This is a genomic window from Sediminibacterium goheungense (assembly GCF_004361915.1).
Lineage (GTDB): Bacteria > Bacteroidota > Bacteroidia > Chitinophagales > Chitinophagaceae > Sediminibacterium > Sediminibacterium goheungense.
Genome location: NZ_SNWP01000010.1, coordinates 939,972 through 954,123 on the forward strand (window position 1 = coordinate 939,972; position 14,152 = coordinate 954,123).

At 42.8% G+C, this 14,152-nt stretch carries 14 protein-coding genes; 4 read left to right on the forward strand and 10 right to left on the reverse strand.

Annotation, left to right across the window (positions count from 1 at the left end):
- The first annotated feature begins 291 nt into the window (after positions 1–291).
- Positions 292–720 (forward strand): GNAT family N-acetyltransferase, encoded by a 429-nt coding sequence (locus tag BC659_RS04095; RefSeq protein ID WP_133473396.1) that lies wholly within the window; start codon positions 292–294, stop codon positions 718–720.
- 107 nt (positions 721–827) lie between these two features.
- Here BC659_RS04095 and BC659_RS04100 read toward each other — a convergent pair whose 3' ends face one another.
- Positions 828–1,304: a YcxB family protein gene (locus BC659_RS04100; RefSeq protein WP_133473397.1), complete on the reverse strand. Its 477-nt coding sequence runs from the start codon at positions 1,302–1,304 to the stop codon at positions 828–830.
- Positions 1,305–1,450: 146 nt separating this feature from the next.
- Here BC659_RS04100 and BC659_RS04105 point away from each other — a divergent pair, with 146 nt between their 5' ends.
- The 3 genes from BC659_RS04105 to BC659_RS04115 all read left to right on the forward strand — a co-directional run bounded on the left by BC659_RS04105 (position 1,451) and on the right by BC659_RS04115 (position 3,037).
- Positions 1,451–1,786, forward strand: coding sequence for a hypothetical protein (locus BC659_RS04105; protein ID WP_162847347.1), 336 nt, complete (start codon positions 1,451–1,453; stop codon positions 1,784–1,786).
- A complete protein-coding gene (locus tag BC659_RS04110) occupies positions 1,764–2,084 on the forward strand; it encodes an EF-Tu C-terminal domain-related protein (RefSeq protein WP_133473399.1) in 321 nt (106 codons plus the stop codon). Before BC659_RS04105 ends, BC659_RS04110 begins: the two co-directional genes overlap by 23 nt.
- 83 nt (positions 2,085–2,167) lie before the next feature.
- Positions 2,168–3,037, forward strand: coding sequence for a hypothetical protein (locus BC659_RS04115; protein ID WP_133473400.1), 870 nt, complete (start codon positions 2,168–2,170; stop codon positions 3,035–3,037).
- Positions 3,038–3,065: 28 nt separating this feature from the next.
- Here the strand turns inward: BC659_RS04115 and BC659_RS04120 are convergent, their stop codons facing one another.
- The 9 genes from BC659_RS04120 to BC659_RS04160 form a co-directional block, all read right to left on the reverse strand.
- A complete protein-coding gene (locus tag BC659_RS04120; RefSeq protein ID WP_133473401.1) occupies positions 3,066–4,370 on the reverse strand; it encodes an MFS transporter in 1,305 nt (434 codons plus the stop codon).
- Between the two features lie 2 nt (positions 4,371–4,372).
- Complete coding sequence (locus tag BC659_RS04125; protein WP_133473402.1) at positions 4,373–5,032, reverse strand: bifunctional 4-hydroxy-2-oxoglutarate aldolase/2-dehydro-3-deoxy-phosphogluconate aldolase; 660 nt, start codon at positions 5,030–5,032, stop codon at positions 4,373–4,375.
- Positions 5,025–6,032 carry a sugar kinase gene (locus BC659_RS04130; protein WP_133473403.1) on the reverse strand — a complete coding sequence of 336 codons (1,008 nt, stop codon included), beginning with the start codon at positions 6,030–6,032 and terminating at the stop codon, positions 5,025–5,027. Before BC659_RS04130 ends, BC659_RS04125 begins: the two co-directional genes overlap by 8 nt.
- A 9-nt stretch (positions 6,033–6,041) precedes the next feature.
- Positions 6,042–6,872: a 5-dehydro-4-deoxy-D-glucuronate isomerase gene (gene kduI / locus BC659_RS04135; protein ID WP_133473404.1), complete on the reverse strand. Its 831-nt coding sequence runs from the start codon at positions 6,870–6,872 to the stop codon at positions 6,042–6,044.
- A 154-nt stretch (positions 6,873–7,026) separates the two neighbouring features.
- Positions 7,027–7,788: an SDR family oxidoreductase gene (locus BC659_RS04140; protein WP_133473405.1), complete on the reverse strand. Its 762-nt coding sequence runs from the start codon at positions 7,786–7,788 to the stop codon at positions 7,027–7,029.
- Between the two features lies 1 nt (position 7,789).
- Complete coding sequence (locus BC659_RS04145; protein WP_133473406.1) at positions 7,790–9,415, reverse strand: NADP-dependent glyceraldehyde-3-phosphate dehydrogenase; 1,626 nt, start codon at positions 9,413–9,415, stop codon at positions 7,790–7,792.
- Positions 9,416–9,523: 108 nt separating this feature from the next.
- Positions 9,524–10,948, reverse strand: a complete 1,425-nt coding sequence (gene uxaC, locus BC659_RS04150; protein ID WP_133473407.1) for a glucuronate isomerase — start codon at positions 10,946–10,948, stop codon at positions 9,524–9,526.
- A 26-nt stretch (positions 10,949–10,974) separates the two neighbouring features.
- A complete protein-coding gene (locus BC659_RS04155; protein WP_133473408.1) occupies positions 10,975–12,633 on the reverse strand; it encodes a UxaA family hydrolase in 1,659 nt (552 codons plus the stop codon).
- Positions 12,630–14,150: a tagaturonate reductase gene (locus tag BC659_RS04160; protein WP_133473409.1), complete on the reverse strand. Its 1,521-nt coding sequence runs from the start codon at positions 14,148–14,150 to the stop codon at positions 12,630–12,632. The genes BC659_RS04155 and BC659_RS04160 overlap by 4 nt, the downstream gene beginning before the upstream one ends.
- Between the last annotated feature and the right edge of the window lie 2 nt (positions 14,151–14,152).

Genomic DNA, 14,152 nt, shown 5'->3' on the forward strand with positions numbered 1-14,152 from the left:
GTTTTTGTTACAGCCGCAAAAATATACTTTTTGTTAAATAAGCAATCTTTTCGGCCATATTTGTTTCCACAGGCTACAATAGGCCAATGATGCCCAAAGCAGATAGGCTCAGGAAGTGCGGAAGACGGGAAGTCAGAAAGTCCGGAAGTATTGTTATGGAAAGTGGATTTTTCCTGTTTTCAGGCTATGAAAAGTACTTTTTCATCTTCCGGACTTCGGACTATCCGACTTCCGGACTTAAGGCCAAATATTAAAAATGATTCCTATCTTGTACGTCCTATTCCCCCGACTATGGCATTAAAACTCATCGACCACGGATCCAAAGAGTACCAGCAGATGGTAGAATTGCGCTATCAGATACTCCGTAAACCCCTCGGACTCAGTTTTACCATGGAGGAACTGGAAAAAGAGAAAAATGATATCCTGATCGGCTGTTTTGATGAGGAAAAGCTGGAAGGCTGCTGTATGCTGATGGAAGAAGGAGAAAAAACCGTTCGTCTGAGGCAAATGGCCGTTTTATCGGGTTTGCAGGGAAAAGGTATTGGCCGGGTATTGATGATGTTTGCCGAAAATATTGCCCGTGACCGTGGTTACAAGCGCCTCACCATGCACGCCCGCGGCACCGCCGTTGGCTTCTACGAAAAACAGGGCTATAATATCTGCAGCGAAGAATTCTTCGAAGTAACCATACCGCATTATGTAATGGAGAAACAGCTTTGAGAACAGAGGAATAAGGAATATGAAATATGAAATCAGGAAGTAAACTCCCTTTCTTATTCCCTTTCTCATTCCTTATTTCTTATTCCTTATTTCTTATTCCTTATTTTTCATCGGTCTCCAATCTTCTTCCTCAACAACCCCCGCAGATCGTGGCGGAATTCGTCGCCCATGTTTTCTTTGGGTACAAGGAAGAAGGATTTACTGTCGAAATAGAGATGGAAAAAATGCGGGCTCTCAAAAAAGCGGGAAAATTTGTTCCAGTCCCAGTCTACATAACCCCGTTCATTTTCAAGGCGTATGGCCGATTCATTAAAATCGATGATAAAACTGTCTTGAAAAGTGGCCGCTTTACGGTAAATATTATTGGGAAGAAAATACCAGAAAGATGCCATCAGCATGATCCAGATAAAAGAGCCCAGCAAAAAAGGTTCTGGCCGGATCTTCTTCATATAAAAAAGTACAGCCGCCGCAATGGCAAATACATTTACCAGCACCATTAATACCCTGATCTCAGGTTTCTGTACAAAGTGATACCGAAGTGCCTGAATGACTTTCTTTTTATCGTAGGAAAAACTGACTTGCATGGAACAAAGATAGGAAGCAATAGCTGATGTCAGATGGCTGATGTCTGATTTGATCAAGTCGACCCTGGATGAAAATCAGGTATAAATACGGTAAAAAAAGTCGGTTTGAATTTGCATCTTGCCTGATTGATTTTTTAATCAGGTTTATGGTTTTATACCGTGCTGTTTCCACTGCTGAAAAAGATGATATACAAATCCATAAACAATTCCGCACCCAAATCAATACGCTTGAGGCAAAGCAATTCTTTAGCAGTGAAGTAGCTGTATCAGAGTACGTTGCAGCTTCTGTTAAGCGCAATTTCATCCCTCCTTATACATATATACTCACTGTATCGATTAACGAGCAGTGTTTTCTGCACGTAACACATAACCGACAGGAATTAGACGGCCATGATGCCATTAGCATTGACCAGCAACATTTATCCCTTTTCAACAAATTTGTTATCTTTATAGAACCAAATGTTATCGAAGACAGCCTATAATATCAAAGCAAAAATTTCTCTTTTGCCTACCCGTCTGGGCGGAAGACAAAATCCTGTTGCTACAGGTTACAGACCTGCTTTGGCATTTAATACAGCGCAACATTATTCTGGCGAGATAGAATTACTTGACCAGCCACAATTAAAACCCGGAGATTCGGGTACTGTATTTATTCGTCTAATTCCAGCCAAACATATTCGCAAAAACCTGAAATCCAATGATGCCTTTACTTTACATGAAGGAAGCAAAGCCATTGGATCGGGTATAATTGTGAGCGCGGAGATAGTGAGTAGTGAGTAGTGAGTAAGCATGTTTCAATTCATCATTATTCGCCGTAGATCAAACGCCCCCATTGATTAAGCGGTATTATGTAAAATATTTCCATGACTTCCGAAGAGAGAAAAACAGCCCTTGAGAAGGAATACAATATTGTACAGGCTACCCTTACTTACCTCATAGGTTTGCATGGCCGTACTATTGTGTATGATGGTGATGATATGATTGGACATTATTACCGGCAGGAAAAACAAAAAGCGGAGAAATATTACCAGGAACGTAAACGCAGCAGGTTGCAGGTACAACTGAAAAAACTCACAAAATCATTGGAATCTTCCATGGATTTCAACTACGCCATTTTTATTAAAGAACAAACCGGTTACGCCATTGATATATTCGAAGAACTTACAAAAGATATTCAGCAGCTAATCAGTCAGGATGAAATACTGAGCCGTGAACAATGGCGCAAAGCGGGTAGTATGCTGGAGTTTTGCAAAAGAACCCATGCAGACAACACTACCATAGAAAAAATCAGCCAACTCCTGCAGGCTTATACACAAAAACACCTGGAAGAACTTACCTCTAAAACAAAAAATCAACGAACAGAAGTCATCAACCGATCATCGCTAAGCGAGAATATTGAATTATTTGAAGTTCGGATATCCACCGGACCAAAACCAAAGCATGATAAAGAATGGGTAATACCATCGCCGGATCAAACACTCAAAATCCATATCAACCAACTGGCTTATGGTAAGTCTGCCAACACTTATGTAAATATTCGTTTTCCGAAAGCAGACGGAACCTTGTACGCCACCAGGGGTATTCATGAAATTGAAGCCTACTGGAAAGACAATACAACGGTTGTAATCCGTACCACCTCGAACCATGAAACCTTATACGCCTACAAAAAAGTAGAAAGCTTCGACAACATCATTCACATCGAATACCACCCTCTTAACCCTATTCACCATTGACCATTCACCATTGACCATTCACTACTCCCTACACTTTCACCATCTCCCTTCTCTTCCCAATCAGGAAATGCATCACCAGCCAGCCGGCGAGGTAGGCAAAACCGCAGATAAAGAACATGATGTAGTAGGCAATTTCAATTTTATCGATACTGCGGTAGTACACAAACATATTTTTCTGTACAAAGAGCGACAACAATATACCACCCAGTGAACCAAACATACCACCGATACCTGTGATAGAGGCAATGGCTTTTTTGGGAAACACATCACTCACCGTGGTAAAAATATTGGCACTCCATGCCTGGTGGGCTGCTGCTGCTAAACCAATGATCAGTACTGCCAGCCACATGTTGATGCTACCTAACAATTGTGCGAATACAATCGGCAATACACAGAATGCAAAAATGAGCATCGATGTTTTTCTGGCTTTGTGGACGGTCCATCCGTTTTTAATGAAACGCAGTGGTATCCATCCACCCAATATACTTCCTACGGTAGATATGGTGTATACCAGTGCAACCGGTATGGCAATCTGCGTTTTGGTTAAGCCATACTCGCCTTCCAGAAAATCAGGTAACCAGAACAGATAGAACCACCAGATAGGATCGGTTAACAATTTACCAATAGCAAAGGCCCAGGTTTGTCTGAAGCCCAGCAGTTTGAACCAGGATACTTTTTCGGCAGGTTCATCAGTTACTTCCTGTACTTCATCTTTATCGCTATGGATATATTCAAATTCAGCCTGTGATAATTTTTTGTGCTTGCGAGGTACTTCATATAGGAGGAACCAGAATATTAGCCAGATAAATCCAATAAGACCGGTAAGAATAAAGGCCCATTTCCAACCCCACTCTGCCGCAATAAAAGGAACAGTTAAGGGTGCAATGATAGCACCAAAATTGGCGCCTGAATTAAAGATACCTGTTGCCAGTGCCCTTTCTTTTTTAGGAAACCATTCTGCCACACTTTTAATGGCCGCAGGAAAATTTCCGGCTTCGGTTACACCAAGAAAAGAACGTACCACCGCAAAACTGAATACACTGGAGGCGAATGCATGGCATACCGCAGCCAGGCTCCACAAACCAGTAGCCAGTGCATAACCGAGTTTGGTGCCGAGTTTATCAATAAGTCTGCCGGCCCCCAGCATACCAAATGCATAAAACAGTTTAAACGCTATTTCAATATTGGCATAGTCTGCATCGTTCCAGTTTAACTCTGCGGAGAGTGTCGATTTCAACAGACTGATTACCTGCCGATCGAGATAGTTAATCGTTGTGGCGAAAAAAATCAGTGAACAGATGGTCCACCTGTATTTTCCTATGGCTGCATTCATGGCTATCGTTTAATTCGTTGAAGTGTATCGAGTACCTTTTTGGTTTGCCCGCTAATGGTTGTATAGTCTTTTTGATCGAGTAATGTTCTGGTGATCAGTTTGCTACCCATACCCACCGCTTTTACACCGGCACTAAACCATGCCTGTATATTGGCTTCCTCCAACTCAACCCCACCCGTAGGCATAAAAGCAATACCCGGAAACAATTCTTTAATAGCCGATACAAAGCCAGGTCCTAATAAATTACCCGGAAACAGTTTTATAAACTTTGCACCCAGCTGTTCTGCCACCATAATTTCAGAAGACGTCATACAACCTGGCACCCACAATTTACCTTTTTCATGTACATAGTTGGCCACTTCGGGTATCATGCCCGGACAAATTATAAAGTCAGCACCTGCATCTATAAATGCTTTGGCATGATCAACCGTTTTTATGGTACCGATACCCAGTAGCATATCCGGCATATCAACCGCTCTTTGTGCAAGCAGGTGTTTGAAATTCGTCAGTGCATTTTCACCACGGTTGGTATATTCAATTACACGAATACCTGCCTGGTATAAAGCTTTGGCTACTTCGAGCGTAACCGTTGCATCATCGTGATAATATAGAGGCAGCATACCCTGTGATGTAATGGCCCGTATAATTTGCTGGTTATCCATTTTGTGCAATGATATTTTTAACTGTGGTTACTGAATTCGATGTAGTGTCGCCCTTCTCCTGCAATTTACCAAATGCGGCAGCAGCAGCATAATTAATCGTCTCTTCATCTGTATAATTACGCAAGGCCGAGTGAATAAGCCCTGCCATAAAACAATCGCCACTACCCACTTTATCTATCACCGTATCGGTAAGAAATGTTTTAGAAACCGTTTGTACCATGCCTTTATTGAGTACGGCAAAATACCGGATACCTGCATCTTTATCAAAACGAAATGTATTGGCTACGGTGATGCAGGAAGGATATTGCTGCATAATAGCTTCCGCTGTTTTGGCCGCGTGTTCCGCATAGGCTTCCGCATCAATCAGATCCGGATGCAATGGAATACCCAATAAAGTATTGGCTGCCCAGATATTGCCCATCACCAGGTTGCAATAAGGTAATAATGTCTTCATCACTTCCTGTGGATTTTTTCCATACTTCCACAACAGGGCACGATAATTAAGGTCTACCGAGACAGGAATCTTTTTTGCCTGTGCCGCTTTCAACACTTCCAGACAAAGTTCTGCAGCTGATGCGCTCACCGCTGGTGCAATGGCACTGAAATGCAGCCACTGTACATCCGCTAATACTTCATCCCAGTTTACCAGGCCTGTTCCCAGTGTGGCAAAAGAAGAACCGGCACGGTCGAAAACCGTACCTGCATTTTTCATATCAGTTCCCTGCTGCAGGTAATACAAACCAATGCGGTTACCGGAATAATGTACGGCTGATGTATCAATATTCTTTTTAGCGAGATAGTTGGCGATATCTTTCGATAATGCATTGTCGGGCATGGCGGTAAAATATTTTACCGGATGGCCCCATACTGCCAGTGCCGTTGCCGCATTCAATTCTGCACCCCCCATAAAAACAGGCATTTGGTTTTGTTCCAGCCATTGCCCGTTGGCTGCTGGTGACAGCCGCAATAATATCTCTCCGAAACACAATACTTTTTTCATAGTTGCTTCTTACCTGATTTCAGCAATGGCCACTGGGTCCATATCCGTAAATGTATAATTCTCTCCTGCCATTCCCCAAATAAATCCATAGTTGGATGAACCCGCTCCAAAATGCATGGACCATGGTGGCGATATCACAGCTTCCTGATTGGCCATCAGTATATGTCTGGTTTCAGTAGGCTGACCCATAAAATGAAATACCCTGTGCTGTTCGGGTACATCAAAATAAAAATACACTTCCATTCTGCGGGTATGGGTATGTGGAGGAACGGAGTTCCATACACTGCCCTCATTCAGCACCGTAAGCCCCATCACCAGCTGGCAGCTTTGTATGCCTTCCTGATGAATGTATTTGTAGATGGTTCTTTGATTAGACGTAGCCACTTCCCCCATCTTCACCGGCGAAGCTTCTTCCTTGGTCATACTTCTGTTTGGGTAAGTATGGTGTGCCGGTGCCGATAATAAAAAGAAAACAGCAGGACTTGACAGATCAGCCGTTTGAAAGCTTACTTCTTTTGTACCCTTACCCAGATATAATGCATCCAGTTTATTCAATGTATAAGTAATACCATCTGCTACCACCGTACCAGCACCACCAGTATTGATAATACCCAGCTCTCTTCTCTCCAGAAAATAATCTGCACGCAATTCTGCTTCATTCGGTAATACCAGCGATTTTGCAACTGGCTTCGCACCACCAATAATCACACGGTCGTAATGCGAGTATACCAGCTTCAGCTGATCATCCTGCATCAGTTCACCCACATGAAAATTTTCACGAAGCGACGCAGTATCCATACCCTTCACTTCATTCGGACTGTTTTGAAAACGTATTTCCATCATTTATGATTTATTCATTTGGTTATTGTGAGAAGCTGTGAGTAGTGAGTAGTCAGTAGTGAGTAAAACGCTCCACTCACTACTGACTACTCACTACTCACTTCCCCTCAAATCCTACATCAAAAATCTGACATCTGCCATCTGAGATCTACCATCACCGCCCCATCCATCCGCCATCTACAGTAACAATGGTTCCGTTTACATAGTCTGATGCTGCGGAGGCGAGAAACACGGTGGGTCCCTTGAAATCTTCAGGCTGCCCCCATCTTCCTGCCGGTATTCTGGCAAGTATCGATGCACTTCTTTCTGCATCTTCTCTTAATGCTGCTGTATTGTCAGTGGCAATATAACCCGGCGCAATTCCATTTACCTGTATCCCTTTTCCTGCCCATTCATTGGCCAGCGCTTTTATTAAACTACTAAGCGCACCTTTACTGGCCGCATAACCCGGTACATTGATACCGCCCTGAAAACTTAACAAAGAGCAGGTGAAAATAATTTTTCCCGTTCCCCTTGTCAGCATCTGCTTGCCGATTTCTCTTGACAATATAAATGGTGCATCCAGGTTAATCGACATTACCTTGTCCCAGTATTCATCCGGGTGCTCTGCTGCGGGTTTGCGCATGATGGTACCCGCATTATTGACTAAGATGTCCGGAATCGGATGAATAGACTGGATAGTTTTGAGGAATTGATAGATGCTATCGCGATTTGACAGATCGGCCTGGTAGGCGTTGAATTTTCTGCCGAGTGACCTTACTTCTTTTTCTATCTCACTCCCTTCCGGTTCAATAGAACCGGATACACCGATGATATCGGCACCAGCTTCAGCGAGACCCAGGGCCATTCCTTTACCAATGCCTTTATTACAGCCTGTAACCAATGCCAGCTTACCTGTAAGATCAAATGACTGCATATCAGAAAATATATTTGGTGCTCAGGAAATTAGATTCGTGTGTGGTTACGATATCATTGATGAGTCGTCTGTTTTCATCCGTAAGTTTTGCAGCTACCAGTGAACGGATAGAGAATGAACGAAGGGCATCTACTACCGATAAAGTACCTTCTGCACTATCTTTTCTACCCGTAAACGGAAATACATCCGGTCCGCGCTGACACTGACAATTGATATTTACCCTGCTCACCTGATTCACCAACGGATCAATCAGCGAAGCCAGTTCTGTTGTATCATTACTAAATAAACTCACTTGCTGCCCATGCGTAGAATCGATCAGGTATTGAATAGGTTCATCAATATCATCAAAAGGCACAACAGGAATCAATGGACCAAACTGTTCTTCCCTGTACAATTTCATTTTATCATTAACAGGGTAAAGTACAGCAGGGTACACAAATGACTCATACTGTTTACCACCATTTTCATTCATCACTTTAGCACCATGCTGTAATGCATCATCAATACACTCCTGCAGGTAAGCTGGCTTATGCGGTTCAGGCAATGGTGTAAGCATGACACCACTCTCCCAGGGCATACCAAATTTCAAAGTACCCACTGCTTCACTCAGTTGCTGCGTAAATTGTTCGGCCAGACTGCGGTGCACAAATACAATTTTCAGTGCCGTACATCGCTGACCATTAAAACTTAAACTACCCAATACCGTTTCCTGTACCGCTAGTTTGAGATCTGCATTTTTAGTGATAACCGCTGCATTCTTTGCATCCAGTCCGAGTATGGCCCTTAACCTGTTTACTTTGGGATGCAGCTTTTTTAGTTCATTGGCTACTTTACTGGAACCAATCAGTGTAAGCACATTTACTTTGCCCGATTGCATAAGACTCGGCACAATCGTATGTCCACGACCATAAATGGTATTCACCACGCCTTTCGGAAAACATTCCCTGAAAGCTTCCAGTAAAGGATAATGCAGGAGCGTGCCGTGTTTGGGAGGTTTGAACAATAAAGTATTACCCATGATAATCGCAGGTATCAGTGTGGTAAAGGTTTCATTCAATGGATAATTGAAGGGTCCCATACACAATACTACACCCAAGGGTGAGCGGCGTATCTGTGCTGCAATGCCCTGCTCAATCGTAAATCTTGAAGAGTCTCTGTCCAAATCTTTTAAAGCATCAATGGTAGCATAGATATACTCCACCGTGCGGTCAAATTCTTTTACTGAATCACTCCACGACTTACCGATTTCCCACATAATCAGTTTGGCCACCATCTCTTTCTGCTCGAGCATCCGTTTCACGAATTTCTCTACACATTCAATACGCTGTGCCACACTCATGGTGGGCCATTGACCGCGACCATTATTATAAGCCTTCACTGCGGCTTCGAGTGCTTCATTGGCTTCCTTTTCTGTACATACAGGATAAGTACCAATCAGTTTTCGTTTCAGTCCATCGGCTGTTTGTATACAGATGGGTGAATACACTTCATGGATACTACCGTTCCATGTTTTCATTTCTCCGTCTGATAAATAAGAACGCTGGTGCAGCTCTTCAGGGAGCTGGTATTGCTGAGGAATCGCTGTTTCCTCAACAAATAGTTGATTCAATTTTGTTTGAAAGTCCATTCGGTTGTTGCTTGCTTTAAGGAAAAAATTCTGTGTGTTTCTGTGTCTTCTGTGACAATAAATAAAAATTTATATAGCCACTGAAGACACAGAGGAACACAGAAAAAATTATGATGTTTGCGGGATAATACCCTGCCAGCCAAAATATTGTTGTGCGTTACGATAGCAAATATCTTTTACCACTTTACCCACCCATTCCATATCGGCAGGTATTTCACCTCTTTCTATTTCTTCACCAAATAAATTACAGAGCAATCTTCTGAAATACTCATGTCTCGGAAAAGAAAGAAAACTACGTGAGTCAGTTAGCATACCCACAAAACGGCTCAGCAGACCCATGTTTGATAAGGCGTTCATCTGTTTCACCATACCATCTTTCTGATCAAGGAACCACCAGGCTGCACCAAACTGCACTTTACCTGCTGCTGACCCATCATTGAAATTACCAATCATAGTAGCCATCAGTTCGTTATCGGCTGGGTTTAGGTTATAGATAATGGTTTTGGCCAGTTTGTTATCACTATCCAGTTTATTCAGAAAAGAAGCCAATGGTCGGCCCTGTGAAAAATCTCCGATCGAGTCCCAACCAGTATCGGGACCTAATTGCTGCAACATCCTGGAATTATTATTGCGCAATGCACCCAGGTGAAACTGTTGTACCCAACCCTTTTCCCAGTCCCACTCCGCAAAATGCACCAGCATAGCAGATTTAAATTTGCGTTGTTCTGATTCGTTCAGTGGTTTACCGGAATGAATTTTATTAAAAATGCTGTTGATCTCCGAGCCCGTAAAATCGTCTGCATAAATTTCTTCCAGTCCATGGTCAGAAACACTGCAACCTGCCGCCGCAAAAAAATCATGTCGGTTTTGCAAGGCATAGAGGAAATCATCAAAAGAAGAAACAGAAATACCAGTTACCGCTTCCAGTTGTCGGATATAACCATTGAATTTTGCCGCATCGCTCACATTCATGGCCTGGTCGGGACGGAAAGCAGGCAGGATAGGAATTTCAAATCCATCTGCTTTTATTTTGGCATGGTACTCCAGCGAATCCACAGGATCATCCGTAGTACAAACCACCGCTACATTCATTTTACGTAAAAGATTGCGTACGGTATATTCTTTTGTCTGCAGCATAGCCGTACACTGATCATATATGGCATCGGCTGTTTTTTCATTGAGAATATCTGTTATGCCGAAATAACGCTGTAATTCCAGGTGTGTCCAATGATACAAAGGGTTACGTAATGTATAAGGAACCGTAGCGGCCCATTGTTGAAATTTTTCCCTGTCGCTGGCATCACCGGTACAGAATCTTTCTTCCACACCATTGGTACGCATTGCGCGCCATTTATAGTGATCACCATATAACCATACTTCTGTAAGACTCTTAAACTGTTTGTCTTCTGCTATCTGTTGTGGCGGTAAGTGACAATGATAATCGATGATGGGCATATGCTTTGCATAGCCATGGTATAATTCCTGTGCCGTTTTATTACTCAGCAAAAAGTTTTCGTCTAAAAACTGTTTCATACGCTAATTTACTTATTTGAGACAGATCAGAGGCTCACTCCTCTTTTCCAGGGTATAAAATCGTCCTGCCCGTTTCTAACGGCGCTTACCTGTATTCTTCCGCTTGCTACTTCAATTACATAATTGAGTATGCGTTCACCTGCAGCTTCAATGGTTTCTTTTCCTTCAATAATAGTTCCTGTATTGATGTCGATGATATCGGGCATACGCTCATACAAAGCTGTATTGCTCGATAATTTTACAACAGGCGCAATCGGGTTACCTGTAGGTGTACCCAAACCGGTGGTGAATAAAACTACCGTAGCACCTGAGCCCACTTCTGCTGTGGTAGATTCTACATCATTACCCGGCGTACACAATAAATTAAGTCCGGCCTTGTTTATTTTCTCCGGGTAGTCCAACACATCGGCTACCGGAGAAGTGCCTCCTTTTTTGGCGGCACCGGCCGATTTAATGGCATCTGTTATCAACCCGTCTTTGATATTCCCTGGTGAGGGGTTCATATAAAATCCACTTCCGGCTGCTTCAGCCTGCCGGTTATAGGTTTGCATCAGCTGCATAAACCGTTGGGCAATATTCTCATTCACACAGCGATCGCTCAGTTCCTGCTCCACACCGCAGAGTTCAGGAAATTCAGAAAGTATAACACTGCCACCGAGTGCCACCAGTAAATCAGAAGTATACCCGATAGCAGGATTGGCCGAAATGCCCGAAAAACCATCAGAGCCACCACATTCCAACCCAATACAAAGCTTATTGAGTGGTGCGGGTTTTCTGGTGTTTTTGTTGGCTTCTACCAAACCGGCAAAAGTTTGTTTGATGGCTGTTGATACGAGCCTGGTTTCAGTACCCAGCTTTTGCTGTTCCAGTATAAAGAGTGGCTTTTTAAAATCTGCATCACGTTTCTGTATCTCGTCCTGCAGCATGGCTACCTGTGCATTCTGGCAACCCAGACTGAGAATGGTGGCACCTGCCACATTGGGGTGTGTGATATAACCAGCCAGTAATCCACAGAGTGTTTGTGCATCCTGTCTGATGCCACCACAACCACCATCATGTGTTAGAAACTTAATACCATCCACATTCGGAAACAAAGGCGATTTGTTATTGCCGGTTTCGACTTCTACATAATCTGTTTCCAGAATGGCCGAAGTATCTGCACCCGACTGATAAAGTTTAGTAAGATGCTGTGTAAACTGGTTGTATTTTTTTACCCTCGCATAACCCAGTTCCTCCAATAAGGCTTCACGGATCACTTCTATATTTCTGTTTTCACAAAATACCAGTGGTATTACCAGCCAGTAATTAGCCGTACCCACAGAGCCATCTGCACGATGATAACCATCAAAGGTTTTTTGCTGCCATTTAGTAATATCAGGAATATGCCATCCGGTTCTTCTTTCATGAAGACTATAAGAACCTGATGCATGGGTTATATTCTCTGTACTGATTCTCACACCTACAGGTAAATCGGTCTTTGCTTTTCCAACCAATACACCATACATGGTAATAGCATCTCCGGCTGCTATAGTCGATATTGTAAATTTATGTTTGGCAGGTATGGGTTCAAGTAAAGTATATGCCTTTTCTTTCCAAACCAGGGTTTCACCAGCTGCCAGATCCTGTAATGCTACCAACACATTATCAGCAGGATGCACCTGTATTATTTTCCCAATCTCACTCATGCTACTGATTTTTGATTTTTACTCATTACTGTCAACGAAAGAGCATAATTCTTTTCTAATTGAAAATAGTATGCTGCTACAGCAGTCATAAAATTAGAGTAACTGCTAAGATCTGCGCCCCAGATTGTTTGATCTGCGAGTATTTGCTGAATAATATCTTCGGTAGCCAATTGCTGTTTCCAGTGTTTGTATAACAGCTCCATCTTATCATCATTCAACATCATACCCTTTGCATTGCTAAAAGTGTGGTGCTGTTCCTGCTGAATGGGTTTCATAAAATGTAGATAAGCCGCAAAACCCAGTGCCATAATACTGTCACGCTGCTCTTCCGATGCATACAAAGCCTGTATTAAAGGCACATTACGCATGGCCATTTTTGAAGTGTATTGCACCGCAATATGTTCCCACTGATGATCGATATATGGATTACGAAAACGATCAAGTACCTGTTCGGCAAAAGCTTTTGCATCTTCCTTACTGATATCACCTTTTGCAACTACAGGTACAATTTCTTCCAGCATTAATAATTGAATCAGGTTAAGAAAAGCCGGATCCTGCATTGCATCTTTTACCAGTCTGAAACCCGATAAACAGGCGAGGGCACAGGTGAATGTGTGGGTACCATTCAGTAAGCGCAACTTGAGTTCCCTGAAACGGTTGATATTTTTCGCAAGTACAACACCTGCATCAACTGCAGCAAAAGATAAAAGCTGCTTCGATCTTTCCCTGTCTGTTTCTATGGCCCAGAGGCGATAGGTTTCAGACATAATCATAAGTTCATCTTTATACCCCAGTTCATTTTCTACCTGTTCCTGATCGGCTTTGGAGGGTTTACCCGGTACAATTCTATCAACCAGTGAATTACAGAAATCATTGGCACGATGCAACCAATCTATAAATGCATCTTCTGCGCCACCTAATCTCGCCAGTTCTGTAACAATGGCTTTTAGTTTAGCACCATTATCTGTAATAAGTTCTGTTGGAATAATTACCATACCCGCATCGTCGGCCCCTTTAAAATGATGGTATCGTCTCAGCAGAAAAGCCAGCAACTTACCCGGAAATGAAACCGGTACAGCAGCGCTGGCATCGGCAGTAAGGAGGGTAATACCTACTTCGGTAGTATTGGAAATAACAATCTGCATGGCAGGATTCTCAGCACATTGCAATACCGATTCCCATTGATGCGCCGCAGACAATACCCGGCTGATGGCAGCATTCACAATTATTTTTTCTTTCTTTTCACCCAACACATATCCTCTCTCCAATAAAGTATATAAACCATTTTGTGTATCAAAGGCATCCGTGCCTCCCTTATCTGTTGACTTTACCACTACTACGCGGCCATTGAATAGCCCCTGCTTATTGGCTTTGTCAATAAAATAATCCGGCAGTCCTCTTAACAATACACCGGTACCAAACTGTAATACTTTTTCCGGCAGTTGTAACAAAGACTGATCCGGCCATTCGGCTTTTCCGGATTGTAATTTTTCTATACTGGCTGCGCTCAGTTGCATGC

What these genes read in the sequence shown, in the direction of transcription:
- BC659_RS04095 (WP_133473396.1), top strand. Translation starts at nt 292, where the DNA reads ATGGCATTAAAACTCATCGACCACGGATCCAAAGAGTACCAGCAGATG.
- BC659_RS04100 (WP_133473397.1), bottom strand. Translation starts at nt 1,304, where the DNA reads ATGCAAGTCAGTTTTTCCTACGATAAAAAGAAAGTCATTCAGGCACTT.
- BC659_RS04105 (WP_162847347.1), top strand. Translation starts at nt 1,451, where the DNA reads ATGGTTTTATACCGTGCTGTTTCCACTGCTGAAAAAGATGATATACAA.
- BC659_RS04110 (WP_133473399.1), top strand. Translation starts at nt 1,764, where the DNA reads ATGTTATCGAAGACAGCCTATAATATCAAAGCAAAAATTTCTCTTTTG.
- BC659_RS04115 (WP_133473400.1), top strand. Translation starts at nt 2,168, where the DNA reads ATGACTTCCGAAGAGAGAAAAACAGCCCTTGAGAAGGAATACAATATT.
- BC659_RS04120 (WP_133473401.1), bottom strand. Translation starts at nt 4,370, where the DNA reads ATGAATGCAGCCATAGGAAAATACAGGTGGACCATCTGTTCACTGATT.
- BC659_RS04125 (WP_133473402.1), bottom strand. Translation starts at nt 5,032, where the DNA reads ATGGATAACCAGCAAATTATACGGGCCATTACATCACAGGGTATGCTG.
- BC659_RS04130 (WP_133473403.1), bottom strand. Translation starts at nt 6,032, where the DNA reads ATGAAAAAAGTATTGTGTTTCGGAGAGATATTATTGCGGCTGTCACCA.
- kduI (WP_133473404.1), bottom strand. Translation starts at nt 6,872, where the DNA reads ATGGAAATACGTTTTCAAAACAGTCCGAATGAAGTGAAGGGTATGGAT.
- BC659_RS04140 (WP_133473405.1), bottom strand. Translation starts at nt 7,788, where the DNA reads ATGCAGTCATTTGATCTTACAGGTAAGCTGGCATTGGTTACAGGCTGT.
- BC659_RS04145 (WP_133473406.1), bottom strand. Translation starts at nt 9,415, where the DNA reads ATGGACTTTCAAACAAAATTGAATCAACTATTTGTTGAGGAAACAGCG.
- uxaC (WP_133473407.1), bottom strand. Translation starts at nt 10,948, where the DNA reads ATGAAACAGTTTTTAGACGAAAACTTTTTGCTGAGTAATAAAACGGCA.
- BC659_RS04155 (WP_133473408.1), bottom strand. Translation starts at nt 12,633, where the DNA reads ATGAGTGAGATTGGGAAAATAATACAGGTGCATCCTGCTGATAATGTG.
- BC659_RS04160 (WP_133473409.1), bottom strand. Translation starts at nt 14,150, where the DNA reads ATGCAACTGAGCGCAGCCAGTATAGAAAAATTACAATCCGGAAAAGCC.